Raw genomic sequence first — 23,606 nt, 5'->3', positions numbered from 1 at the left:
ATCAGATCCCCACAGTGAAGCCGGCGGACCAGGACTGCATGTCCTGCACGATGCGGTCCCAGGCGCCGGTCAGCAGCAGCAGACCGGTCACGATCATCATCGTGCCGCCGATCCGCATCACCCAGACATAGTGGCGCTTGACCCAGCCGAAGGCGCCGAGCGCCTTGCGGAAGGCGACCGCGGCGAGCACGAAGGGCACACCGAGGCCGAGGCAGTAGGCGACGGTCAGTATGGCGCCGCGGCCCGCGCTGCCCTGCTGTGCGGACAGGGTCAGGACGGAGGAGAGGGTCGGGCCGATGCACGGGGTCCAGCCGATGCCGAACAGCGCACCCAGGAGCGGGGCGCCGGCGAGACCTGCCACGGGCCGCTTGTGGAAGCGGAACTCGCGCTGGGTCATCCAGGGCATCAGGCCCATGAAGAACACACCCATGAGGATCATGAGCACGCCCAGCACCTTCGACAGGACGTCCTTGTTCTCCTGAAGGGTGGCGCCGAAGTAGCCGAACAGGGCGCCGCTGGAGACGAACACGGCGGTGAAACCGAGCACGAAGAGGGAAGCCCCGGCGACCATGCGCCCGCGCCGGGCCTCGGCGAGGTCGGTGCCGGCGACTCCGGTGACGTACGACAGATAGCCGGGTACGAGCGGCAGGACGCAGGGGGAGAAGAAAGAGACGAGTCCGCCGAGCAGCGCGATGGGCAGGGCGATCAGCAGGGCGCCGTGGAACACGGTGGTGTTGTAGCCCGTCTCGGCGGCGAGCGTGGTGACTGAGGTCACGTCACTTCTCCGCGAGGACGGGGGCGATCATCTTGCGCAGCTTGTCCTCGCTGAGCGCGGCCAGCGAGCGTGCGGCGATCCTGCCCTCCCGGTCGAGGACGAGCGTGGAGGGGACCGCCTGCGGGTTGAGCGTGCCCTTCTGGAAGCGCAGCATCAGCTTGCCCGTGGGGTCGTACAGGCTCTGGTAGGTGATGCCCTGCTGCTTCTCGAAGGCGACCGCGTTCTGGACGCTGGTGTCGCGGGTGTTGATGCCGACGAACTGGACGCCCTTGGCCTTGAGGTCCTGGTAGACCTTCTCGAAGTTGGGCGCCTCGGCACGGCAGGGGGCGCACCAGGAGCCCCACACGTTCAGGACGACGACCTTGCCCTTGTAGGAGGCGACGTCGAGCTGTCCCCCGTTGACGGTCTTGCCGGAAAGGTCGGGCGCCGTGGCCCGTTCCCCCTTCTTCGCGCTGGAGATGCCGTCCTTGCCCATGACGAAGTTGGTGTCACCGCCCCCGCCGGAGGTCCCCCCGGAGGAGCAGGCGGACATCAGCAGCGTGGCGACCGCGGCACCGGCGGTGGTCAGGACTGTTCGGCGACGTGCGCGGTTCGAGCGCACATGGGCGCGGCTGGCGGCACTCATGTGAAAAGTTTCGCATGCCCGTTCCCGGGGTCGTGCGCGCCCCCCTTGCGGGGGGAAAACCGCATTTCAGGCAGCCTGCCCGGTGGGTGAGGACGAGGAGGTGGGGGTCTCCTTGAGGAACGTCTTCCAGCCTCCCACCGGCGCCCGTCCGACCTCGAGGGTGCGCAGCTTGGCGAGGACCTCCGGCTTCTGTACGTCCATCCAGTCGACGAACTGCCGGAAGGAGACGAGGCGTACGTCCGCCCCCTTCTCCTTCTCCCGCGCGATGTGCTTGAACGCCTCCTCGACGGCGTCCATGTAGATGCCGCCGTTCCAGTGCTCGAAGTGGTTGCCTATGAAGAAAGGTGCACGGTTTGTCTCGTATGCCCGCTGGAAGCCCGCTATGTAGGCCTTCGAGGCCTGAGTCCGCCAGCCCGGGTAGTTGTAGGCGGGCGCCTGGGTCGAGTTGACCGACTGGTTGGCCAGCATGTTGTAGTCCATCGACAGGACCTCGAAGCTGCGCCCGGGGAACGGGATCTGCTGCAGCGGCAGGTCCCACAGCCCGTGCTTCTTCTCGGGCCAGACCTGGCGGCCGCCGGGCGAGGAGGCGTCGTAGCGCCAGCCGAGCTCCCTGGCGGTGGGCAGCAGGTTGTTCTGGCCGAGCAGGCAGGGCGTGCGGCCGCCGACGAGCTCCTTCTCGTAGTCGAAGGGCAGGGACGGCATCTCGGACCACCCCGTGTTCGTCCGCCACTCCTTCACGAAGGCCTTGGCCTGCGCTATCTCGCTCCTCCACTGCGCGGGCGTCCAGTTGCCGACGGTGCCGTAGCCGGAGCAGAAGTGGCCGTTGAAGTGGGTGCCTATCTCGTGCCCTTCGAGCCACGCGCGGCGGACGTTGGTGAGCGTGGCCCTGACGTGCTCGTCGGTGAGGTAGCCGATGTCGGAGGCGCCGCGCGGGTTGTTCGGCGGGTTGTAGAGGCGCTTCTTCGACTCGGGCAGCAGATACAGCCCGGACAGGAAGAAGGTCATGGACGCGCCGTGCTGCTTGGCGAGGTCGAGGAAGCGGGGGAAGAGCCCGTTGCCGACCTCGCCGGCCCCGTCCCAGGAGAAGATCACGAACTGCGGCGGGGTCTGCCCGGGCTCCAGCGGCTCGGGCTTCGCGGGCTGGTGAGGCTGCTTGCCGGTGAAGGAGGTCGAGCCGTCGCCGATGGGGCGGGCGGGGTGCGAGGGCTTGTCGGCTCCGCCGCTCCTGGAACCCGAGGAGTGGGTGGACCCGTCTGACGGCGTGAGGGTGCCACAGCCGGAGAGTCCGACAGCGGCCGCGGCGCCCGCGCCGAGACCGAGCATTCCCCTGCGAGTGAGAGCGCTGCGAGTGCGCATTCCATCCCCGATCCGTCATTTCCTGTGATGGTCACCCAGTCAGAGGACATGACGAACGGGGAGGTTCCTCTCGATCACGTCGATCTGGCAATAAATGTCACGAACGTGTCATGAGTAACAGCGAGGGTTCGTGGAAACAGACGGGGCGGGCGGTGGGCGCACCACCGCCCGCCCGCCGGTTCAGCGATCCTGGTAGCTGACGTTCGTCACGGCGTACCGCGACGCGTTGCCGCAGGATGCCTTGGACGTCTTCCTGATGCCGACCCACGGGCCGTACGACGTCAGATGGTTGCCGGTGATGCCGTCCGTGCACGTCACCTTGACGCGGTACTGGCCGGTGCCGGCGTAGCAGATCACGGATCCCCAGGTCGGTACCGGCGAGATCACGTCCTCCGCGTACTCACACACGTCCGGCACGGCGCTCGCGGCGGTCGCGCCCGCGATCGGCACGGCGACGGCGATGCCGGCCAGCACCAGCGGCGTCATGGCGAGCGACGCCAGCTTCTTCATCTTCATGACTTCTTCCCCCTTGTGTCTGCCTGCCGGTCGAGCAGGCAGCCGGGACCGGGACCCTGGAAAACGGCCGCGGCGATGGTCGCGGAGGACGCTACCCAAGATCCAACAGACGCGTCCAGCCCCTTCTGGCAGGGCCTGCCCTATGCCCCGAAGGCCTTGTCCTGTCCCTTCACCGGCTTGGCGCCCGCGAGGAGATGGGCCGGGACGAGATCGCGGGCCGGCTCGCTGTAGCCGACGGACACCAGCTTGTCGCCCCGGTAGGTGAAGGACGTCAGCGAGGCGAGGGTGCACTGCCGCTTGCGCGGGTCGTGCCACAGCCGCCGCTTCTCGACGTACGACCGCACGATCCAGATGGGCAGCTGGTGGCTGACGAGGACGGCCTCGTGCCCCCGCGCCCGGTCCTTGGCGGAGTCCAGCGCCTGCATCATCCGGACGACGATGTCGACGTACGGCTCGCCCCACGACGGCCTGAACGGGTTGACGAGGTGCTTCCAGTTGCCCGGCTTGCGCAGCGCGCCGTCCCCGACCCCGAAGGTCTTGCCCTGGAAGACGTTGTCGGCCTCGATGAGCCGCTCGTCGGTGGCCAGGTCCAGTCCGTGGGCCTTGGCGATCGGGGTGGCCGTCTCCTGGGCCCGCTCCAGCGGGGAGGCGCAGACGTAGGTGATGTCCCGGGGCGCGAGGTGCTCGGCGACCCGGTCGGCCATCTGGCGCCCCAGCTCGGACAGGTGGTAGCCGGGCAGCCGCCCGTACAGGACCCCGTCCGGGTTGGCGACCTCGCCGTGCCTCATGACGTGGACGACGGTGACGTCGCTGCCCGCCGTGTTGGTGCTGTCGCTCATGCTGCCGTGGCCTCCGCCGCCGCTCGGGCCGCCGCCGGAAGGGCGTCGGCGATGCGCTGAACGGCCTGTTCGTCGTGGGCCGTGGACACGAACCAGGACTCGAAGGACGAGGGCGGCAGATAGACGCCCTGCGCCAGCATCGAGTGGAAGAAGGCGGTGAAGCGGAAGGACTCCTGCTTCTTCGCGTCCTCGTAGTCGCGGACCTCCCGGTCCGTGAAGAAGACGGAGAACATGTTGGAGGCGTTCTGCAGCCGGTGCGCGACGCCTTCCTTGCTGAGCGCCTCGGTCACGAGCCCCTGAATGGTCTCCGACACCGAGTCGACCTTGTCGTAGGCCGCGTCGTCGAGCAGGCGCAGCTGGGCGAGGCCGGCCGCGGTGGCGACCGGGTTCCCGGAGAGGGTGCCGGCCTGGTAGACGGGCCCGGCGGGTGCGAGATGCGCCATCACATCGGCCCGCCCGCCGAAGGCGGCGGCAGGGAACCCGCCGCCCATGACCTTCCCGAAAGTCATGAGATCGGGCCTGACCCCGTCGATCCCGAACCAGCCCGCCCGGCTGGTCCGGAAACCGGTCATGACCTCGTCGGAGATGAAGAGGGCGCCGTTCTTGGAGCAGGCGTCCTTCAGTCCCTGGTTGAACCCGGGCCGGGGCGGCACGACGCCCATGTTCCCGGGCGAGGCCTCGGTGATCACGCAGGCGATCTCACCGGGGTGCCGGTGGAAGGCCTCGTGCACGGCCTCCAGGTCGTTGTACGGCAGCACGATGGTGTCGCCGGCCTGGGCGCCGGTGACTCCGGGCGTGTCGGGGAGGGCGAAGGTGGCCACGCCGCTGCCGGCGGCGGCGAGCAGCGAGTCCACGTGACCGTGGTAACACCCGGCGAACTTGATCACCTTGGTGCGCCGGGTGAACCCGCGGGCGAGCCGGATGGCCGACATGGTGGCTTCGGTCCCGCTGCTGACGAGCCGCACCTGGTCCACGGGCCCGACCCGCTCGACGATCTCCTCCGCGAGCGCGACCTCGCCCTCACCGGGCGTACCGAAGGAGGTACCGCGCGAGACGGCGTCCTGAACGGCGGCGATGACCTCCGGGTGGGAGTGCCCGAGGATCATGGGTCCCCAGGAGCACACCAGGTCGACGTAGTCCCGCCCGTCCGCATCCGTCAGATACGGACCGGTACCGGACACCATGAACCGGGGCGTACCGCCCACGGCACGAAATGCGCGCACCGGGGAGTTCACCCCACCGGGAGTGACGGCCGCGGCCCGGTCGAACAGTGCCTGCGAGGCAGGCGCTTCGTATGAATAAGGCAGTGAATTAGGCAGTTCGCTCATGACCTGCGACTTCTCCGACCTTCTCCGACTTCTCGGGCTCCGGTTGCAAGGGACCTCCTCAGGGTAGGCCAGGGTGCACGGGTGGCAGCCGGCACCGCTGCTGACCCGGGAGACAGCCGCCGCCCGGCGCGATCTGCGAAACTGGGACCTGATACACACAGCTCATACGGCCCTGACGTACGTATAGGTGTGCGGACGGATGTACGACCGGGTGCGCGGCCAGGTGTACGACGAGGTGTACGGAGGCTTGTTCAGAGGCTGCGAAGATCCTGCGGACAGGTGTTTCAACGCACGTTTCGGCGGGCGGCCGTGGGGGAGGTCACTGACACGATGATCGGGTTGCGCGGCGGGGGCCACGCGTCCTAGAAAAGCAGTCGGGTGGAGATATGCATCGCGGTGGCGGACTGGGCGAGGGGACTGATGACCTGGGTCCTCGACGTGCCCATCGAGGAAGGCACCGACGCGAGGCGGAGGAAGCGACCGAGACACGTCGGGGACAGGGTGCACCGAGTGAGCCCGAGCAGATCGACCGGCGGATCGACCGTCGGGGCGACGCGCTCCGGGCGGGGAGCAGGAATGGTGGTCGGGTGGGGGTGACGTACAAGTACTTCGGCGCGCCGGACGGCGCGACCGCGGCCCGTGTCCCGATCTCGATGCGCCCCGAGGAACTCGGCGGCGACGAGCTCGGCATGAACGGCATGTTCACCAAGATCAAGCCGGAGACGATGGCGGCGATGGTGCTGACAGGCATCGAAGGCGTCCCCCTCCACAAGGTCCCGCCCCTCGAACTGGTCGTCCTGCACCCCGACTACGCGGTGGTCAAGCTCCCGATGACGGTCGTCGACCCGCTGCGGGGCATAGGCGAGGAGGCGGTGGGCGCGGCGGCGTTCATCTGGTCGACGGTGCCGGACCGCGGGGGCCCGCGGGATGCGTTCAACGTGTACCAACTGCTGCACGAGTGGCAGGACTTCAGCCATCGGTTGCATGAGGCGGGGCATCAGCCGTATTGCCTTGTCTGGCCCTGATCGGCTCTGATCTGGGGTTTCTTTCGGGTTGGGCGGGGTCTTCGGGCCTCGCCCTTTTTGGTGGCGGAGGGGGCCGTCAGGCGGCCAGGGCACATTGAGGGCACGTTGGTTTTGCTGGGGGTGCTGATGTGCCCTGGGTGGCGGGCGGGCCGCCGTCGTCTTCCGCTTCCGCCTCGGCTTCCGTTTCCGTGAAGGCGTCGTCGATCGCCTTGCGGGTGCGGGTCTCGCTGGACGGCAGCAGGTGCGTGCACGTCCGCAGCGTGAAACCCGGGTCCGAGTGGCCGAGGTACTCGGAGAGCGCCTTGATGCTCTCCCCCGCGTCCAGGAGCACGGAGGCGTAGGCGTGCCGGAGGGCGTGCATGCCGTCTTCCGGGGCCGCCTGGAGGGAGCGCGCGCCGCGCTCGCGGGGTGGGATCACTCCGGCTGCAGCCAGGGCGCGCTTCCAGTCGCCCATGTTGAAGACACTGCGGTGGTACGCCCGCTCCTTCTTGGGCCGCAGCCGAAGACCAGCTTGCCGCCGGCCTGGAAGCGCTTCGGGAGACCGGCGATGACGGCGCGTACGCGCTCCAACGATCAGGGGACGATCTTCTTCTTGGTCGCGGTCGGCGGCCGGACCGAGCCCGGCACCCCGGGAGTTGTCAGCCATCCCCCCTCTCATCAGGGAAAACAAACTCAGCACCGCGGGTACGAACAACTTCTCCGGCGGACATCACAGTCGGAAAGGGTTCTCGCCCCAGGGGGACGAAAAGTACCTTGTGCTGCGGATCAGCATGTTCTTCTTGTATGCGAAAGAGGCTTCGCCATGGGGCGCCCCGAACTACCGGTCGACCCGGCGGCCGGTCCCGTGCAGCGACTCGCCCATGATCTTCGGGAGCTGCGCCGTTCGGCGGGTGGTCTGTCGTACCGGGCCATGGCGAAGAAGGCCGGCTTCTCGGCGACGACCCTGGCGAAGGCGGCGAGCGGCGAGCGGCTGCCGTCGTTGGCCGTGCTCCAGGCGTACGTCCAGGCATGCGGGGAGGACCCCGTTCCATGGGAGGCCCGGTGGGCGGAGGCCGAGGCGCTGGCCGGGGAGGAGAGGCAGGAGGATGCCGACGCCGCACCGCCCTACCGCGGCCTCGCCCGCTTCGAGCCGGACGACCGTGAGCTGTTCTTCGGCCGGGACCGGCTGATCGACGAGCTGAGCGAGCTGGCCTGCGGGTCCCCGTTCGCCGTGGTGTTCGGGGCGTCCGGCAGCGGCAAGTCCTCCCTGCTGCGGGCCGGTCTGATTCCGCTGCTGCGGGAGAGGATCGCGCAGCAGGGGCGTACGGCGGTGCTCCGTATCCTCACTCCGGGAGCCCGGCCCGCCACCACCTACGGGCATCTGCTGACTCCGACGGCCGACGACCCGGAGAGCTGGGTGGTGGTGGACCAGTTCGAGGAGGTCTTCACCCTCTGCCGCGAGCGCGCCGAGCGGGACCGCTTCCTCGACCTTCTGCTCGCCGCGCGCGACCCGGGAAGCCGGCTGCGCGTGCTCATAGCCGTACGGTCCGACTTCTATGCGCGGTGCGCCGAGCACCCGCGGCTGGCCGAGGCGCTGCACTCGAGTGGGCTGCTGGTCAGGCCCATGACCGCGGACGAGCTGCGCGAGGCGGTGATCGGTCCCGCGCAGGCGGCCGGGCTCATCGTGGAGCGGACCCTGACCGCACGGCTCGTCGAGGACGTGCTCGACGAGCCCGGCGGGCTGCCGATGCTGTCCCACGCCCTGCTGGAGACCTGGCGGCGGCGCAAGGGCCGGATGCTGACCCTGGCCGCGTACGAGGCGGCCGGCGGGGTGCGCGGCGCGATCGCGGCCAGCGCCGAGGAGGCGTACGGGGAACTCTCACCGGAGCAGGCGCACGTCGCCCGGCACCTGCTCCTGCGGATGGTCGAGCCCGGCCAGGGCAACGCCGACACGCGCCGCCCGCTCAGCCGGGAGGAAATGGCCGGGTGGGAGGACCCTGAGGTGCGAGCCGTCGCCGGGCGGCTCACCCGGGCCCGGCTGCTGACCACCGACGACGACGGAGTTCAGCTCGCCCACGAGGCACTCATCACCTGCTGGCCGCGGCTGCGCGAGTGGATCGACGCGGACCGGGAGCGGCTGCGCCACCACCGGCAGCTGACCGACGCCGCCCGTACCTGGCTGGAGCACGACCGCGACCCGGGCACGCTCTACCGGGGCACCCGCCTGGCGCGGGCCGAGGAACTGTTCGCTGGCGACGACCGCGGCCACGACGGTCTGACGTCCGAGGAAACGGCCTTCCTGGTCGCCGCGGCGCAGCAGCGGGCGGCGGAGGAGCGGTCCGCCACCCGGGCCCGGCGCCGCAGCCGCACGCTCACGGCCTCGCTCTGTGCCGTGCTGGCGGTGGCCCTGGTTGTCGGGCTGACCGCTCTGCGGCTGCGTCAGGACAGCGAGCAGCAGACCACCGACACGGCGGCCCGCCGGGTGGCCGCGGTCGCCGACGCACTGCGGACCACCGACCCGCGCACCGCGATGCTGCTCGGCGTCGCCGCATGGCGCACCTCCGCGCTGCCGGAGTCCCGCCGGGCCGTGCTGGGCGCCCTGGCCCAGCCCGACCTGGACAACTTCACCGACCCGGCGCCCGGTGACACCCCGGCGCGGTTCCTCGACGTCTCCGGGCGCACTCTGCTCAGCACCACCGACAGCGGCACCTGGCGGACGTGGGACGTGGGCACCCACCGCCGTATCGCCTCGGGGCCGCTACCGCACGGGGCCGTACTCGACGCGGGTCCGGGCGGCCGGGTGCTCGTCATCCAGACCACTGACAGGACCCAGCGGCTGTGGGACACCCGAACGAGGCGCTGGATCGGGGGTCCCCTGCCGGACACGTACACCGTGAGCTTCGCGGCGAGTGGGCGCAATTACCTGGTGACGAGCCTGTTCGACGACCGGGTTGGGCTCTACTCCGCCACCGACGGCCATCTGGTCTTCCGGACCCCGTCGGCCGGCAGCGAGGAGCGCGCCACCGCGGCGGCCGACGACCGGCTGCTGGCCGTCTGCCCGCGCGGCCGTGCCCCGCAGGTCTGGGACACCTCCACGCGCCGCGTCCGCTCCGGTGCCTGGACGAGCGCTCGCGGCGTCTGTGATGCCGGCCGCACCCACCTCGGCCTCACCGGCGGCCGACTCCTGGCTCTTGTCGGGGGCCGGGTGCGGGTGTGGGACACCACGTCGGGACGAGAACTCGCCGACATCGCCCACCCGGGTGCCGTCTCGGCCGTCGTGAGCGCGGACGGCTCCTTTCTGGCGACGGGCGGCGGCCAGGAGATCAGAGTGTGGCGCCTGTCCAAGGGCGGCGCCCCCGTTTTCCGGCACCCCTTGGACAACGCGTCGCTCTCGGATCTCGCCTGGGACCCCTCGCGGCCCCTGCTGCGGTACCTCGAGGGAGGCACGGTCCACACCCTCGACCTCACCACGACGCTCACCCGTGCCTGGCGCACGAGTCCGCTCGCAGGGGTCCGGCTCAGTCCCGACGGCAGGACGTTCGCCACCGCCGAACGTATCGGTGACCGCTACGTCGTCCAGCTGCGGAACACGCGTGACGGCCGTCTGCTGCGAACCCTGCCGACCCCGTCACGTCCTTCCTTCCGCACCGGCGTCCCGAGGGTCCCCGGGGACATCACCGAGCCCTTGCTGTCCTTCAGCCCCGACGGCGGCACGTTCGCATACGGAGTCTCCGCCCCTTGGGACACGGCGCCTCAGCGTGTGACGGTGTGGGACGTGGCCGCCGGACACACGAAGGCCACGGTGGACCTGGCGACGGCGTCCACCACATCCACGGACGCGATCGCCCTGGGACCGGGCGGTCGTACGCTCCTCACCGCACGTCTGACCGAGGGCGGCTACTTCAACGAGACATGGGACACCACGCGGCAGCGGAGGACGGCGCTTCTCCCCGGCCCGGCCGGCCGTCATCTGGCCGTCAGCCCGGACGGCGGGCTCCTCGTGACCGACAACCGCGTCGTCCGCGCGGGCCGGTCCCGCGCTCATGACCTCGTCCAGCACGACGACATCGGAGCCATCGCCTTCGCGCCGGACGGCGGCCGCCTCGCGGCCGGCGACGGGACAGGGCGGGTCGCCATCTGGGACGGCGGTCTCCGGCACCGAGCGGGCATCCTGAGCAACGTCTTCTCGGCGCCCACCGATCCGTCCACCGGCTCAGCCGAGACGATCACGTCTCTCGCGTTCAGCCCGGACGGCAGCACACTCGCCGTGGGCGGCGACGCGGGCACCGTCCAACTCTGGGACATCGCGACCCAGCAACCACTCGGTCCATCTCTGCCCACCCCCGGTGGCAGCGTCGACACGCTCGCCTTCAGCCCGGACAGCACGATGCTGTACGCGGGTGGCAAGCACGTCCCGATCCAGCGGTACGTCGTGGATCCCGACCGGGCGGCATCCCTTGTCTGCTCCCGTGCCGGGAACACGGAGCTGACCCGGGCGCAGTGGCACACCTACGTTCCGGACCGGCCGTACAGGCGGGTCTGCCCCTGACCGTCACGAGCCTCGCGCCGGTACGGCGCGAACCAGCCGGACGGCCCCTCCTGGGCATCCCCACCGGCACAACCCGGCTGTGACCCGTGGTCTCGCGTCCGCCGCAAGGCGCGAAGAAGCGGGCGGGGCGTCGAGCAGCGGGTTTACATCCGGACAAGTAACGTGGAACTTGATCCTCCGGAATTGTTTGCGGTGGCCAAGGGGGCCTGCCGGACAACCTCCCGGCTGTGAGCGTCGGTCGTGACATCGCTGCACGTCGAACAACCGGAGCACACCATGCCCACCAGCGTCCTCATGGTGGTCGCCTTGTCCGTCCTTCTCGGGATCCTGGTGTTCTTCACGGTGCCCAGGGACACCGAGACATCCGCCTCGACGGCGGCGGACCATGTGCCGATCAACGCCGAGAACGTCGCCGGCAAGAAACACGTCGACTTCCCACAGGTCCGCTGGAACATCAACCGCGGCTCGGGCGCCTATCTGACCATGCTGGACAAGCTGCGCAACGTCGCCGTCACCGCCAGCACGGAGAGCCAGCGTTTCGCCGACATCGTGATCAGCAGCGGCAACCACACTCCCACGGTGCATGCGCTCGTCCGGCTCAGCGACTTCCGCGTCGTGCGGTTCTTCTCCAGCGACACCCCGCACGACTTCGTCCTGAACCTCGCCTCCGACGTCCCCGGCAAGGCGGATGCCGACGACGACTGGTTCCTCGGCAAGGAGGGCTACGACACCCTCGCCCGCGTCGCGCACCAGTCGCTGACCGCCGTCGACCTGAGCGAGTCCAGCCTTGAGAACAGCCTCAGGGACCTCGGCATCCGCGGCACCGACCGCACCGCCCAGGCTCGCGGCATGCTGCGCTACATCATCGCCATCACCGAGGCCTCCCGGTTCCGCCCCATCGCCCACCACATCGCGAACGGCATGGACCACGGGTCAGATGTCTTCGTCACCGCACAGCAGGTCGGCCTGATCCGTCACTAGACCGGCATCAGCCATGTCCTCATCGGCCGCACCAACCTCTCCGCCGGCACCAGCGTCGCCGGCAACGCCATCACGGACGTCCGCGTCGCCGCGGACCTGCGCACGGTCGCTCTCGACGACGGCCCCGAACCCCACCCGTGAGACAGCTCACGCGTCGGGGCCTGCCGTACGGCGAGCGCGGTGAAGGCGGACGCGCCGGAGCCGACCGTCGAGCGGGGCATCAGCCGTACTGTCTCGTGTGGCCCTGAGCTGAGGTTTCGCCGGTTCCGGGCGGGGTTTTCGGACCCCGCCTCTGTCATGCTTCCCTGTCCGTGTCAGGCCGTGCTCCGCGCGGACTCGACCCGGACGGACTCGACCCGTGCGGACTCGTGCACGGCGAATACGGTGTCGCAGCGGTCGCGGACCCCGGTGTCGTGGGTGGCGATGACCACGGCGCAGCCGGTCTCGCTCATCTCGCGGAGGATGTCGACGACCATGGTGGTGTTGGCGTCGTCGAGAGCTCCTGTCGGCTCGTCCGCCAGGACCAGGGCGGGCTGCTGGACCATGAGACGGGCGAGCGCCACGCGCTGCTGTTCTCCGCCGCTGAGATGGTGGATCTTCTCGTCCCCCCGACCCGCAAGGCCCACCCGGTCGAGCGCGGCGGCAGCGCTCGTGGTGGCTCCGCCCTGTGCCGAACGGCGCAGCTTGGTGACCACCTCCAGATTCTCGTCGACCGTCGCGTTCTCGATCAGGGCATAGTGCTGGAACAGGTAGCCGAGAACGTCCCGGCGGAACCGGAGGATTTCACGCCTCCCGAATCGCGTGATGTCCTTTCCCTCATGACGAATCGCCCCAGCACTCGGCCTGTCGAGAAGTCCCAGGCAGTTGAGGAGGGTCGACTTCCCCGATCCGCTCGGACCGACAAGGGCGAGCATCTCACCGCGATGGGCGGTGAAGTTGACGTCGCGCCACAGAGTTCGGGCGCCGAAGGTCTTCGACAGGTTCTCGATATCGATCACAACATACTCCGGCTGGGTAAAGGGGTTTCACGCGTGAAGGGTTCAGGAATCGGTCGCTCCGCCCTTCATGATGCGGCCGTGGAAGAACGCCAGGGCGAGCAGCACGGCCCCTAGCTCGAAAACGACGAGACCGGTGATGAGAGTGACATCCAGCGCGGTGATGCGGATGGGCTCGAAGGGGGCCGGCGCACCGGAAGCCGCATACTTCTTCAGTTCCTGGTGCTGCTCCCATGCCACGAAGGGGACCCGGGTGGCGAAGATGACCGCGATGGCCACTTCCACGGCGAGCATGAAGCGATGGGTCGCGGCATATCTCCATCCGCTGATGCGCTTCACGAATATGCACTGCGCGTTCTTGCGCGAGTAGATGACACAGACGCCGACACCGGCGATGAGGAGCACGATGAGGGAAACGAGGAGATTGAAGATCTGCAGCCGGAGCTCACCGGTCGCGTCCCTGAGGTCCATGGCGGTTTTCTGCCCGACGGGACTCACGGCGTTCACATAGTCCTGCAGTTTTTCCGTCTTGATGCCGTTCAGCGCGTCGTCGGGGTCGGGAAAGACCACGCCGGCCTGGGTGGCGAACGCGGTGTAGGCGTCGTTTGTGAGGAATCGCGATCCGTTGGGGACGACGACGAGAACCGGGTCGCGCACCAGGGACCTGTCCTCGTCCGGACCCTGTGCCGCGTTGTAGACGGAGGAGCCGGTGTTGTAGCCGAAGAGGCGTTGCCCCGTCCGGCTTGTCAGTGTTCTGAGCGGGATGTGCCGATCGCGTCCGGGATCGACGATCCGGGAAACCGCCCGGGTGATCGCCGGTGCGTGCGAGCTCAGGGATTCGGGAACGATGACCCGCACCGCCCCCGGGGCGGGGCCGTAGCGGTGCCCCGCCCGGTCGAGCACCGGCTGCCTGCCGAGATAGGTGTCGTTGACGACGAAGATCTCACCGGCCGGCAGTCGAGCGCCCGGTGCGGAGATCTGGAGATCCCTGCGCCCGGCGAGGATGACCTGTCCCTGCTTGTCGGCTCGGCGCAGCCAGGGGCCGACGTGCCCGTTCACCTGGTCCATGTGGGGGGCCATGGCGCCGTTGACGCGGATCGAGACCGCCTCGCCCACGGTGCGGTAGACCTCCTGGTTCTCCTGACGCGTCAGTACGTCCCGGCCCGCGAGGGTGACGTTGGTGGCGATGCTGAGAGTGAGCAGCAGGGCGGGGACGCGCACCAGGTAGACGCTGATGGACACGCCCTGGGAGGGCAGTTCGCCCTTGAGGGCGCGCAGGACGTCGACCTTGAAGGTCAGGGCGAGCACGGCCGCATGGGTGGCCAGCACCACGAGCACCAGGAGGAGCGCGACGGCCAGGGCCACCGAGGCGAACAGCCCCAGCCAGGCGAAGCCGTTGCAGAAGCCGAGGAAGGCCAGGCTCGCGGCCACCACAACACCGGCCGCCGCCGGCCAGAAGACCGCCAGCTGCCGCAGATCACGCAGGAGGATGCCGGCGAAGGACATGCCCTGCAGCCGAAGCACCCCGTACGCCTTCGCGTTGAGCAGCACACTCGCGCCGGTCATCGTCAGCGCCGCCAGAGCGACCACGCAGAAGGCCTGGAACAGGGGGTCGGCCGCGTACGTCTCGGACAGTTCGGCGTACGACAGCGGATGCGAAACGGCCGCCGTCAGGCCGAGGCCGGCGAACTGCGCCCGCAGGGCGTCGGCGTCCGCGGGTGATCCGAACACGTAGTAGGGGCCCCGTGGATCCTGCTGTGCCAGTGCGGAGAGAGGACGCACGCGCGTCTTGAAGTGGCCGCTGAACGACGGATAGCCGTCGTCCAGCCAGCGCGCCGTGAGGGAGCCCGGGCCGCCTGGGGCCACGTAGAGATTCCGTACCCCGTCGGGGTTCTTCAGGTCGGTCACATCCCGAGCGACGCCGACTCCGCGTTCGGCCGCGAACGACTCGACGGACCGGACCACCCGGGCAGCACTCACCGAGTCGTCGGAGTCGAAAACATCGACCAGCGCCGAGTTTCCCAGCGGTGCGTTCTCATCAAGGCCACGTACGAACAGAAAGGCCAGTACCGCGGAGAACGCCAAAAGGGCGGCGTGGACGAATCGTATGCCTCGATGCAGCATCGGATACCTAGGTTGAGGGCGCTCGGCGAGCAGGCTTCCAGGACAATTGAAACGGCGAAAAAACAGCTGTGGAGGCAGGTGGAACTCGCCTCCACAGCTGGGCCGAGTGGAGCATGCACGGGCGGCGCCACCCGCGCATGCTCAGAACTCGTTTTTCGACTGGAAAGACCTAGCAGGAGGTCTTGTAGTAGTAGCTGATCGAGCCACCGTTCTTCGTCCCGGAAGCCAGGGACCAGTCCCCCGCGGAAGTACAACCGCTGGCGAAGGTCGTACGACCGATCTTCACCGAGGAGGAGTGCAGCTTGCTCGGGTGCTTGTAGTTCGACCAGGCCGTGTTGGCGCCCTCGTCGTAGCTCCACTTGCCACCGCCGACATCGACGGTGGTCGCAAGCGCGGGAGTGGCCGCGGCAAACAGGAGACCGGCGGTCACAACGGCCGCCTTAATGCCAGTTTTCTTGTTCATGAATGATCCCCTTTTCATCATGACTTGGTCTGGACATCGCAAAATCCTTATGCAGGGTGCGGCCGCATCGCAACCGAATAACTGTGTGATCAAGTCGACTCTGAAATATCCGTGAGCCAAGCGGTTTCGGCAGCAAGCAAGTGTTAGTCACGCGTGGAGGGATGTGAACGGAAGCCGGTTGGGCGAATTCCGGTCATTCAGCGATGAGGCGTGGCCAGAAAGGCGCCGGCCGGGGTGTGACCGAAAACGCATGGGCCATGCGGACGCCGTGATGGCATCCTTGATCGGGCTGGCTTCGATCGGGCCGCACACACGGGGGATCTACGGGAGGACTGCGGGTTCATACGCTTCGCGCGCGATGCATGGCTTCCGCGCGCTGCCTCTTCATGCCGCCGCCACTTCGCGCCGCTGACACTCAGCCCTGTTCAACAGCCTTTCCGGAAGTCCTCCTTCATGCCCATCACCCATGCCTTTCGCTCGACTCCGCGCTCCTCCTGGGCCGGAAAACCGCCTGAGGCATTGCCAAGTGCGCCACGGCATCAGGCAGTTCTCGTCTGGCTGATACCGATGCTGTGGACGGTGTCCCTCGGCCTCTGGGGCATATCGCGGCAGAACACGGTGTGGCGGGACGAGGCCGCGACCTGGCAGGTGGCGGAGCGCTCCACCGCTGAGATCTGGCACATGCTGGGGAACGTCGACGTCGTGCACGGCTGCTACTACCTGCTGATGCACGCCCTGTTCGAGTGCTTCGGGCCCGGCACCACGACCCTGCGGCTGCCCTCGGTCCTGGCCACGGCGGTGGCGGCGGCGTGCGTGGCCGTCATCGGCCGCCGGCTGGCCGGCCTGTGGGTGGGCCTGGGAGGAGGGATGGCGTTCGGGCTGCTGCCGGCCGTGCAGTTCTACCTCCAGGAGGGTCGGCCGTACGCACTTGTCGCGGCCGGGGCCGGGGTCTCCACCCTGTTGCTCGTGACCGCGCTGCTACGCCGTGTCCGCGCGGTGCACTGGGTCGCCTACGGCGGCACGGTCCTGCTGTGTGCCCTGCTGAACTGGCTCTCGCTCATGATCCTTCCGGCACACCTGGCGACGCTGGTCTGGGCCCGGGCCGGCCGCGGGATCCGAACCCGCTGGGCGGCCGCCTCCGCGACCGCCACGGCCTGCGCGCTGCCCTTGGTGCTCTTCAGCCGGGGCCAGTCCGCGCAGGTGTCATGGATACCGCCGCTCACCTGGCACATGCTGATCGGCCCGGCGGTCCTGCTGCTGATCGGCGGATTCGGCGCACTGCTGGATCGCCCCCGGGTGGGCCGGCTGTCGGTGGCGACCGTCGGGCTGCCGCTGCTGGCGGTGCCGCAGCTCGGCCTCATGGGTCTGTCGTTGATCCAGCCGCTCTTCCTGGACCGGTACGTTCTCTTCAGCCTGCTCGGTCTGGCACTGCTGATCGGAACGGTGATCGGTTCGGCGGTACGGGCGGTGCAGCCCCGCCTCCCGAGAGCCTCCACGTGGGTTCTCCCCGCGCTGGTCGCCGTGGCGACGGTGGCGCTGCTGCCGCAGTCGCTGGCCAAGCGCTCCCCCTCCAGCCGGGTGGACGACGTCCTGGCGGTCGCCTCGGACGTACGGCGGGTCAAGGAGACCGGGGACGCCGTGCTCTTCGTCCCCGCGGCGCGCCGGGACACCAAGTCCGTGACCCCGAGCGCCTTCTCCGGTCTGCGGGACATAGCTCTGGCGCGGACCCCGCAGGAGTCCGGGACGCTGAAGGGCATCGAGGCGACCCCGGCTCGGATACGCGCCTCGATGCTGACGCAGCGACGCATCCTGCTGGTGACGGACGCGAGCGGGGTGGCGCGACCGGTGACGGCCGAGCGGGACAGGATGAAGACGTCCGTGCTGAAGAAGTACTTCAGGGTGGTGGCCGACCAGCAGGTGCACGGGCGAAGGCTGACGGTGTACGAGCGCCTCGCGCCGACACGCTGAACGGTTGCATGAGGCGGAGCCTCAGCCGTACTGCTCCGGGCGACCCAGGCCTGAGGTCCCTTGCCTCAGCCTGCGCGCCGACAAGCCGATCGGCGCCGCGTCGACCAAGCCGGACAGGGCCGCGCCGGGGGCGGGACCTTTCGAGTCCCGCCCCCGGCGCGTGCGCGGTTCGGTGCCGCGCCTGCCGTCTGCCGTCTACGGCAGACGGAACGTCGTCGTCCGGTCATCCGTCGTGGGGACGTACTGCTGCTTCCAGGTCCAGGCCGCGCTGCCCGGCTTGTGGTGGAGTTCGACCGACGAGTTCTTCTTCCACCAGTAGTCCCAGCCGGTGGCGCAGGTGCCTGCGTCGACCGTCCAGATCGGCGAGCCGACCCAGTCGTTGTGCTGGTTGTAGCCCTTGACCCAGAACACCTGTGTTACGCCGGCGTCGTTGCAGACCGTGATCTGTACGGCGGAGACCGACTCGGCGCTGGCCGTCGTCGGGACGGCGAGAGAGCTGAAAGCGGCTCCTGCGGCGAGTGCCGCGATGGCGAACTTCCTTCTGATGTCACGCATTTCGCTGTCACCGTTCTGTACGAGTGAGGCACGGGGGAGGTACGCGGGAGGTACGAGAGAGGTACGAGAAAGGGGGTCAGCCGAGCAGGCCCTTGGACCGCAGCCAGGTCCGGGCCGTCGCGGCGGGCGACCGGCCCGCGTCGACGGCGGAGGCGAGCGCGGCCAGTTGGTCCGTGGTGAGTGCAGCGTTGACCCTGGCCAGGGCCTTTCTCGCGGCCAGGCCCGCGTAGGGGGCCTGGATGAGCGGGAAGACGTGCTCGGGCGGGATGACGCCCTCGGGGTCGGTCAGCACGACCAGCCGGTCACGGGTGAGGACGGGGTCGGTGCCGCGCAGGGCCAGCACATCGGCGGTCGCCGAGGTGCCGGCGGCGGTGAAGGTGACGCCGTACGCCTTCTTCAGCGACGAGGGCGCCGGGGCGTCCGGATCACCCGAGGCGGATCCGCCGAGGGTGAGGCGGCGGCCGGCTCCGGCGAGGTCGGCGAGGCTGTGCAGGGCGTGGCGGCGGGCGGTGGCCCGGGTGACCGCGAGGACGACGCCGTGTTCGGCCGCGGCCGGCGGCAGGGCGTCGATCCCCTCGGGCAGCGCCATGCTGAGCGTCGCCGGCATGTTCCCGGGCAGCGTGCCACCGCCCGGGAAAGTGCGCAGCAGGGCGCTCTCGTATGCGGGAGCCAGGCCGATCCTGCCCGCCACCACGGCCCTGGCGGTGGCGGCGGGCGACGGGTAGCTCGTGGTCGCCATCCGCACCGGCTGTCCGGCGTCGGTGAGGAGTTCGCGGTAGAGCGCGGCCGTCACCCGGCTCTCCGCCGAGGTGTCGGTGCCGATCACCGTCGGCCCCTGCCGGTCCGCGTGGGCGGTGTCGGGTTCGCTCCTCGTGCCGGCCGCGCAGCCGGTCAGCAGGACCAGGGAGCAGACGGCGGCCGCCGCGAGGCGGAGCCGGGGGCGGGTTCCCGGAGTCACGGAGCACCACATGCCGTCGGCCGGTGTCAGTTGCAGTGGGCGGCGCGCTCGCCGGCGGTCATCTTCGCGTCCTTGAAGTTGACGTAGCCCGAGTTGGGGTTGTCCTTGTTGAAGCCGGACGACTGGTAGTTGTTGACGTACCAGATGTAGTGGCCGTAGAAGCGCTTGCCGAAGTGGATCTCGTACCAGCCCTTGGCCTGCTGCTTGGCCGTGCCGCGCTCTATCCAGCCCTTGTAGCCGGCCGGGATGTTGACCGTGTTGCTCTCGGTGTCGGTGTGCGAGGCCTCCCAGCTGTGCGAGTACGTGGTGCTGACGCCGACCGTGAACACCTCGAACCACTTGTATTCCGCGCTGATCGAGATGCCGAAGGTGTTGGTGGAGCCGGTGGTGTCCGCCCAGTCGATGCGGTGCTGGTTGGTCTGGCTCGCGCAGTTGTAGGCGGTGCTGCCGACCTGGTGCTGGGGGCCGGTGTACGTCCAGTAGTCCGTGGCGTGGAACTCGCACAGGTCGGCCCAGCTGCAGGCGTCCAGGAGTTCCTTGGTGGTGGGGCTGTCGGCGGCGGAGGCCTGCGGGGCCGCCAGCAGCGAGGCGCCCAGCGCCAGGGCCGCCACCGCCCCGCCGGTACGGAGGACGCGCTGGGGGGAGGCGGGCTTGCGGCGTGCGAATCGCATCGGGTTACTCCGGTGAGTGGGGGGTGGTGTCCTGGTGGCCCCCCACTCTTCGGGGTGCCGATTTGTTGATCAATGCAGGTCAGAGGCGTAAACAACCCAACCCGGGGGGACGGAACCGGACAGGTGCCCGCGCATGGGACCGCGCCGGGCTTGCGGGCGACGGGCCTACGAGTCCCCGTCGCCGGAGATGTCGCACACGCGCCGGTAGGGCACCTCGGGGAGGTACGTCCGCCATTCGTCGCCGGTCAGGTTACGGCCGGTGCGCGCGCAGAGCCGGGTGACGACCTGGGCGGCGCCGACGGCGTACCGCTGGACGGGCATGTGCGGGCCGGCGGCGTACACGGCGTCCCCGTGCGGGTCGAAGGCGAGCGAACGGATCGCGTCGCCGGGGGTGTCGAAGCTGGAGCCGAGGGGTTGCCGGCCGGCGGTGTCCCACAGGCGCAGCGCGCCGGAGCGGTACCCCACCGCGAGGGTGCGGCCGTCGGGGCTGAAGGCGAGGGCGGTGACCGGGGAGCCCGGGGCGCCGGCCGGGACGACGGCCTCCCGGTGGCGTTCCCCGCGGCCCCGCCAGACGGTGACGCTGCCGAAGGAACCGCCGGTGGCCAGGTGGACGCCGTCGGGGCTGACGGCGAGGAGGCCGGCGTCGCCGAGTGGTACGCCGGTCTCCGGACCGAAGGGCAGGGAGGTGGCCGCTCCCGTGAACCCGGAGGCGAGGACGGACGCAAGCGTTCCGGTAAGTGCCGCGGGCCGGCCGGTCCTCGTCCGCCGGGCGGTGTCCCACACCTCACCGACGAGCGAACCGCTGGAGGTCGCCCGGGTCAGCAGCAGTTCCCGGCCGCCCCGGGTGAGCGCGACCGAGCGGACGGCGGACGGCCCGCCCGGCTCAAGTACCGCCTTCACACGACGAGTTGTCGCATTCCATACGACGATCCGGGCGCCGTTGCCGTAGGCGAGGGTCCGGCTGTCGGGGCTGAAGGCCAGGAGGGGTGCGGCGGTCTCGGTGTGTGCGGGCGCGGGCAGTCCGGCGGCGCTTCGGCCGGTGCGGGTGGAGCGCAGGCGGAAGCGGTAGCTGTCGCCGTACCGTTCGGCGGTGGCCAGCAGGCGCCCGTCCGGGCTGAGCGTCTCGCGCTCCAGCGGCCGGTCGCGCCACGGGGAGGTGAGGGCCGCCGAGAGGTCGAGGGTGTGGACGGTGCCGCCGGTCAGGTAGCGCAGGGTCGGGGCGCCGGGGTCCCAGGCGAGTGCGGTGACGGGCCCGTCGGCCAGGGCGTGGCGGAACACCGGTGCTCTCGCCCCCGGGATGCGCCAGACGGTGATCCCGTCCTGCCCTGCCGCCGCCAGGAACCGCCCGTCCGCGGTGAACGCCGGGCGAGTGGCGCCCTGTTGGCCGAGATCCGCTAGCTGCCGCCCCGAGGCCGTGTCCCAGACATGCACTCCCGTGTCCGAAACCGCGGCGAGCCGTGTCCCGCGCCGGTCGAGGACGAGCGAGTCGGCGGCGCAGTTCCCGACCGGCCGGCCCTCCCAGGCGCCCGGAACAGTACGGTGCCGGACGAGGTCCCGCACCACGAGCACCCCCTCCCGCCCGCAGACGACGGCCAGCCGCCCCTCCGCGCTCACCACCACGACACCCCCGACGGCCCCCGCCGGCACCGCGGAATCATCGGTGAACCCCCGCAACTGCGCCTGCGTGTCCGGCCCGTCCACGACATGACCGCCGGCACCGGTTCCCGGCCCGCCCGCACCGCGATACCGGGCGGGGTCTCCCGCCCCCTCCGGCAGACGCCACAGCCGTCGCTCTCCGCCGGGGCCGGCCAGGGCGAGTGTCCGGCCGTCAGGACTGGCCGCGGTCACCGGAAGGTCCGGCAGGTGGCCGGAGGCGGTGTGGTGGTGGGTGGGGACGTTCCAGGTCGACCAGGTGCCGGCGCCGGTGGTGAGGAGGGTGCGGCCGGAGTCGGTGAGGAAGGTGCGGGTGGTGGTGTTCTGGTCGGGGGCGGTGAAGGTGTCGCGCTCGGGGTCGGTCAGGGCGTCGAAGAGGGCCGCGCGGCTCTCCGGCAGCGGGGCGAGCCGCCAGGCGGCGACGGCGAGCAGGGTGCGGGTGCGGGGGTCGGTCACCCGGTCCCGGTCGGCGAGGCCCGCGGCCTGGCGGGCCGCGGCGAGGGTGCGCTCGGCCTCGGCCACGTCGCTCTGCCGCCAGGCGAGGTGACCGGCGACCAGGGCCCCGCCGAGCACACAGGTGAGAGCGATGACGAGTGACCGTATCCGGCGTTGCATACGGGCGGCCGTCCAGCGCTCCATGCGGTGGGCGACCCGGGAGGCACACAGGAAGGCCCGCTCCCGCGCGGTCAGGTCGTCCTCGTGCCGCTCGCGGGTGAACAGCACGTCGGCCAGGGCGAGATGGATCCCCCGGTAGAGGGTGCCGGGGTCGCTCCCGTGCTCCTGCCAGTTGCGGGCGGCCTCGGCGAGGTGGCGGTGCATGCGCAGCCGCTCGCGGTTCTCCTCGATCCACTGCTGCAGCCGCGGCCAGCGGGTGATCAGGGCCGCGTGGGCGAGTTCCACGTTCTCCTCGTCCACGGTGATCAGCCGGGCGCGGGCGAGCCGTTCGAGGACGAGGGGCACCTCGGGGTCCGGCCATTCGCGCAGATCGGCGCGTCTGACCGGGCGGGGGCTGTCGGGGGTGCCGTCACCGGGGGCGATGAGGGCGAGCAGGAGGCGCCGGGCGGTGCCGGCCTGGTCGGCGGACAGCCCGCCGTAGACCTCCTCGGCCGCCGCGGCGATCGCTCCGTGGACGCCGCCGGCCTCCTCGTACGCGGCCAGCGTCAGCACTCCGCTGCGCCGTCTGCGCCAGGTCTCCCGCAGGGCGTGCGAGAGCATCGGGAGCGCGCCGGGGTGGTCGTGGACCTCTTCGACGATACGGGCGGTGAGTTCCCTCTCGACCCGCAGACCCGCCGCCGTGGCCGGTTTGACGACCGCGTCCCGCAGTTCCTCCCGGCTCATCGGTCCGACCGACAGCGTGGTGTGCCGCAGCGCCTCGGCGAGTCCGGGGTGCTCCACGCACCGGCCGTGGAAGCCCGCCCCGACCGCGACGACCACCCGCAACCGGCCGTCCCCCTCCTTGGCTGCGAGCAACCGGTCGACGAACAGCCATCGTTCGGCCCGGTCCCGGCAGAGGGTGAAGATCTCCTCGAACTGGTCGACCACGACCACGCGGTGGGGCTCGTCCGGCCCCGGTGCGAGCAGCTGGCCGTGGGTGGCGGCGGGCCGGGCGCCGGGCGTGATCAGCCGCAGCCGGGCGCCGCAGCCCGCTTCGTCCACCACCCGCTCGAGGCGCGGCATGACCCCGGCCCGCAGCAGCGAGGACTTGCCGCTGCCGGACGCCCCCAGCAGCACCGCGAACCGGTGCTCCTTCATCAGCTGCACGGCGTCCTCGGCGAGCGCGTCCCGCCCGAAGAACAGCTCCTGGTCACCCGGTTCGAACCGGGCCAGGCCCTGGTACGGCGACTCCCCCTCGGCCGGTCCGCAGGCCGCGACCTCGTCGGCCGCCGCCCGTAATCGGTCCTGCCAGACGTCCGGGTCCGCCCCGCAGGCCTGCGCGTACGCGCGCACCACGGCCACCGACGGCAGCCGTTCGCCGGAGGCCGCCCGTGACAGCGCGGCCACCGAGATCCGGGCCTGTCCGGACATCGTCCGGTACGACGGGGAACCGGCCCGGGCCCGTAGGGACCGCAGCTCGTGCGCGAAGCGCTGCACCGGCCCCGCGTCGGGATCGAGCGGCCGCTCGGGACGTCCCCGCTGCCGGCTCACGGCCGCTCCAGCACATGGCTTCTCACGTTCACTGGCAATCGCTTTCCCAACCCTCAGGGGGACGATCACACGCCGGATCGCGAGTATGTCATGACAGCTTG

The 23,606-nt window shown here is 70.2% G+C and carries 18 protein-coding genes and 1 pseudogene; 4 read left to right on the top strand and 15 right to left on the bottom strand.

The window, feature by feature from the left end; translation table 11 throughout:
• Position 1 precedes the first annotated feature (1 nt).
• The 6 genes from ACWC1K_RS18505 to hemL form a co-directional block, all read right to left on the bottom strand.
• Positions 2 to 775, bottom strand: coding sequence for a cytochrome c biogenesis CcdA family protein (locus ACWC1K_RS18505; protein ID WP_450832554.1), 774 nt, complete (start codon positions 773 to 775; stop codon positions 2 to 4).
• Between the two features lies 1 nt (position 776).
• Positions 777 to 1,400 (bottom strand): TlpA family protein disulfide reductase, encoded by a 624-nt coding sequence (locus tag ACWC1K_RS18500; protein ID WP_450832553.1) that lies wholly within the window; start codon positions 1,398 to 1,400, stop codon positions 777 to 779.
• Positions 1,401 to 1,466: 66 nt separating this feature from the next.
• Positions 1,467 to 2,756 (bottom strand): hypothetical protein, encoded by a 1,290-nt coding sequence (locus ACWC1K_RS18495; RefSeq protein WP_450832551.1) that lies wholly within the window; start codon positions 2,754 to 2,756, stop codon positions 1,467 to 1,469.
• Between the two features lie 180 nt (positions 2,757 to 2,936).
• Positions 2,937 to 3,272, bottom strand: a complete 336-nt coding sequence (locus ACWC1K_RS18490; protein WP_450832550.1) for a hypothetical protein — start codon at positions 3,270 to 3,272, stop codon at positions 2,937 to 2,939.
• 140 nt (positions 3,273 to 3,412) lie between these two features.
• Entirely contained in the window at positions 3,413 to 4,111 is a 699-nt protein-coding gene (locus ACWC1K_RS18485) for a histidine phosphatase family protein (RefSeq protein WP_450832549.1), read from the bottom strand.
• Positions 4,108 to 5,439: a glutamate-1-semialdehyde 2,1-aminomutase gene (hemL, locus tag ACWC1K_RS18480; RefSeq protein ID WP_450832548.1), complete on the bottom strand. Its 1,332-nt coding sequence runs from the start codon at positions 5,437 to 5,439 to the stop codon at positions 4,108 to 4,110. The genes ACWC1K_RS18485 and hemL overlap by 4 nt, the downstream gene beginning before the upstream one ends.
• Positions 5,440 to 5,825: 386 nt before the next feature.
• On the opposite strand from hemL, the gene ACWC1K_RS18475 reads away from it, so the two are divergent.
• The gene (locus ACWC1K_RS18475) at positions 5,826 to 6,464 is read left to right on the top strand and encodes a hypothetical protein (RefSeq protein WP_365833696.1); all 639 of its coding nucleotides are present in this window, start codon (positions 5,826 to 5,828) and stop codon (positions 6,462 to 6,464) included.
• 76 nt (positions 6,465 to 6,540) lie between these two features.
• Here ACWC1K_RS18475 and ACWC1K_RS18470 read toward each other — a convergent pair.
• Positions 6,541 to 7,082: pseudogene (locus ACWC1K_RS18470) on the bottom strand (site-specific integrase); the annotation flags it as partial.
• Positions 7,083 to 7,266: 184 nt separating this feature from the next.
• Between ACWC1K_RS18470 and ACWC1K_RS18465 the strand changes: the two are divergent.
• Both ACWC1K_RS18465 and ACWC1K_RS18460 read left to right on the top strand, forming a co-directional pair.
• A complete protein-coding gene (locus ACWC1K_RS18465; RefSeq protein ID WP_450832546.1) occupies positions 7,267 to 10,992 on the top strand; it encodes an nSTAND1 domain-containing NTPase in 3,726 nt (1,241 codons plus the stop codon).
• A 276-nt stretch (positions 10,993 to 11,268) separates the two neighbouring features.
• Entirely contained in the window at positions 11,269 to 11,973 is a 705-nt protein-coding gene (locus ACWC1K_RS18460) for a ribosome-inactivating family protein (RefSeq protein WP_450832545.1), read from the top strand.
• On the opposite strand, the gene ACWC1K_RS18455 is transcribed toward ACWC1K_RS18460, so the two are convergent.
• The 4 genes from ACWC1K_RS18455 to ACWC1K_RS18440 all read right to left on the bottom strand — a co-directional run bounded on the left by ACWC1K_RS18455 (position 11,970) and on the right by ACWC1K_RS18440 (position 15,555).
• The gene (locus tag ACWC1K_RS18455; protein WP_450832543.1) at positions 11,970 to 12,194 is read right to left on the bottom strand and encodes a hypothetical protein; all 225 of its coding nucleotides are present in this window, start codon (positions 12,192 to 12,194) and stop codon (positions 11,970 to 11,972) included. The genes ACWC1K_RS18460 and ACWC1K_RS18455 overlap by 4 nt on opposite strands.
• Positions 12,195 to 12,287: 93 nt before the next feature.
• Positions 12,288 to 12,971 (bottom strand): ABC transporter ATP-binding protein, encoded by a 684-nt coding sequence (locus ACWC1K_RS18450; RefSeq protein WP_450832542.1) that lies wholly within the window; start codon positions 12,969 to 12,971, stop codon positions 12,288 to 12,290.
• Between the two features lie 42 nt (positions 12,972 to 13,013).
• On the bottom strand, positions 13,014 to 15,053 hold the full coding sequence (locus ACWC1K_RS18445) for a hypothetical protein (RefSeq protein WP_450832540.1): 2,040 nt from the start codon (positions 15,051 to 15,053) through the stop codon (positions 13,014 to 13,016).
• Between the two features lie 208 nt (positions 15,054 to 15,261).
• A complete protein-coding gene (locus ACWC1K_RS18440; protein WP_450832539.1) occupies positions 15,262 to 15,555 on the bottom strand; it encodes a lactococcin 972 family bacteriocin in 294 nt (97 codons plus the stop codon).
• A 567-nt stretch (positions 15,556 to 16,122) separates the two neighbouring features.
• Between ACWC1K_RS18440 and ACWC1K_RS18435 the strand changes: the two genes are divergently transcribed.
• Positions 16,123 to 17,523: a glycosyltransferase family 39 protein gene (locus tag ACWC1K_RS18435; RefSeq protein WP_450832537.1), complete on the top strand. Its 1,401-nt coding sequence runs from the start codon at positions 16,123 to 16,125 to the stop codon at positions 17,521 to 17,523.
• A 195-nt stretch (positions 17,524 to 17,718) separates the two neighbouring features.
• On the opposite strand, the gene ACWC1K_RS18430 is transcribed toward ACWC1K_RS18435, so the two are convergent.
• The 4 genes from ACWC1K_RS18430 to ACWC1K_RS18415 form a co-directional block, all read right to left on the bottom strand.
• On the bottom strand, positions 17,719 to 18,078 hold the full coding sequence (locus ACWC1K_RS18430) for a hypothetical protein (protein ID WP_450832536.1): 360 nt from the start codon (positions 18,076 to 18,078) through the stop codon (positions 17,719 to 17,721).
• Positions 18,079 to 18,154: 76 nt separating this feature from the next.
• A complete protein-coding gene (locus ACWC1K_RS18425) occupies positions 18,155 to 19,036 on the bottom strand; it encodes a glycine betaine ABC transporter substrate-binding protein (protein ID WP_450832534.1) in 882 nt (293 codons plus the stop codon).
• Positions 19,037 to 19,062: 26 nt separating this feature from the next.
• A complete protein-coding gene (locus tag ACWC1K_RS18420) occupies positions 19,063 to 19,707 on the bottom strand; it encodes a hypothetical protein (RefSeq protein WP_450832533.1) in 645 nt (214 codons plus the stop codon).
• A gap of 165 nt (positions 19,708 to 19,872) precedes the next feature.
• Entirely contained in the window at positions 19,873 to 23,505 is a 3,633-nt protein-coding gene (locus ACWC1K_RS18415) for an nSTAND1 domain-containing NTPase (RefSeq protein ID WP_450832531.1), read from the bottom strand.
• Between the last annotated feature and the right edge of the window lie 101 nt (positions 23,506 to 23,606).

This window comes from Streptomyces sp. NPDC001492 (assembly GCF_053597275.1).
Note: the sequence above shows the minus strand (reverse complement) of the source record. Positions and strands in the feature narration are given on the sequence as shown.

Excerpts from the sequence above, each read along its gene's own strand:
- ACWC1K_RS18440 (WP_450832539.1), bottom strand. The coding sequence starts at position 15,555 with ATGAACAAGAAAACTGGCATTAAGGCGGCCGTTGTGACCGCCGGTCTC.
- ACWC1K_RS18430 (WP_450832536.1), bottom strand. The coding sequence starts at position 18,078 with ATGCGTGACATCAGAAGGAAGTTCGCCATCGCGGCACTCGCCGCAGGA.
- ACWC1K_RS18490 (WP_450832550.1), bottom strand. The coding sequence starts at position 3,272 with ATGAAGATGAAGAAGCTGGCGTCGCTCGCCATGACGCCGCTGGTGCTG.
- ACWC1K_RS18500 (WP_450832553.1), bottom strand. The coding sequence starts at position 1,400 with ATGAGTGCCGCCAGCCGCGCCCATGTGCGCTCGAACCGCGCACGTCGC.
- ACWC1K_RS18475 (WP_365833696.1), top strand. The coding sequence starts at position 5,826 with ATGCATCGCGGTGGCGGACTGGGCGAGGGGACTGATGACCTGGGTCCT.
- ACWC1K_RS18435 (WP_450832537.1), top strand. The coding sequence starts at position 16,123 with ATGCTGTGGACGGTGTCCCTCGGCCTCTGGGGCATATCGCGGCAGAAC.
- ACWC1K_RS18485 (WP_450832549.1), bottom strand. The coding sequence starts at position 4,111 with ATGAGCGACAGCACCAACACGGCGGGCAGCGACGTCACCGTCGTCCAC.
- ACWC1K_RS18460 (WP_450832545.1), top strand. The coding sequence starts at position 11,269 with ATGCCCACCAGCGTCCTCATGGTGGTCGCCTTGTCCGTCCTTCTCGGG.
- ACWC1K_RS18495 (WP_450832551.1), bottom strand. The coding sequence starts at position 2,756 with ATGCGCACTCGCAGCGCTCTCACTCGCAGGGGAATGCTCGGTCTCGGC.
- ACWC1K_RS18465 (WP_450832546.1), top strand. The coding sequence starts at position 7,267 with ATGGGGCGCCCCGAACTACCGGTCGACCCGGCGGCCGGTCCCGTGCAG.
- ACWC1K_RS18420 (WP_450832533.1), bottom strand. The coding sequence starts at position 19,707 with ATGCGATTCGCACGCCGCAAGCCCGCCTCCCCCCAGCGCGTCCTCCGT.
- ACWC1K_RS18455 (WP_450832543.1), bottom strand. The coding sequence starts at position 12,194 with ATGCCCCGCTCGACGGTCGGCTCCGGCGCGTCCGCCTTCACCGCGCTC.
- hemL (WP_450832548.1), bottom strand. The coding sequence starts at position 5,439 with ATGAGCGAACTGCCTAATTCACTGCCTTATTCATACGAAGCGCCTGCC.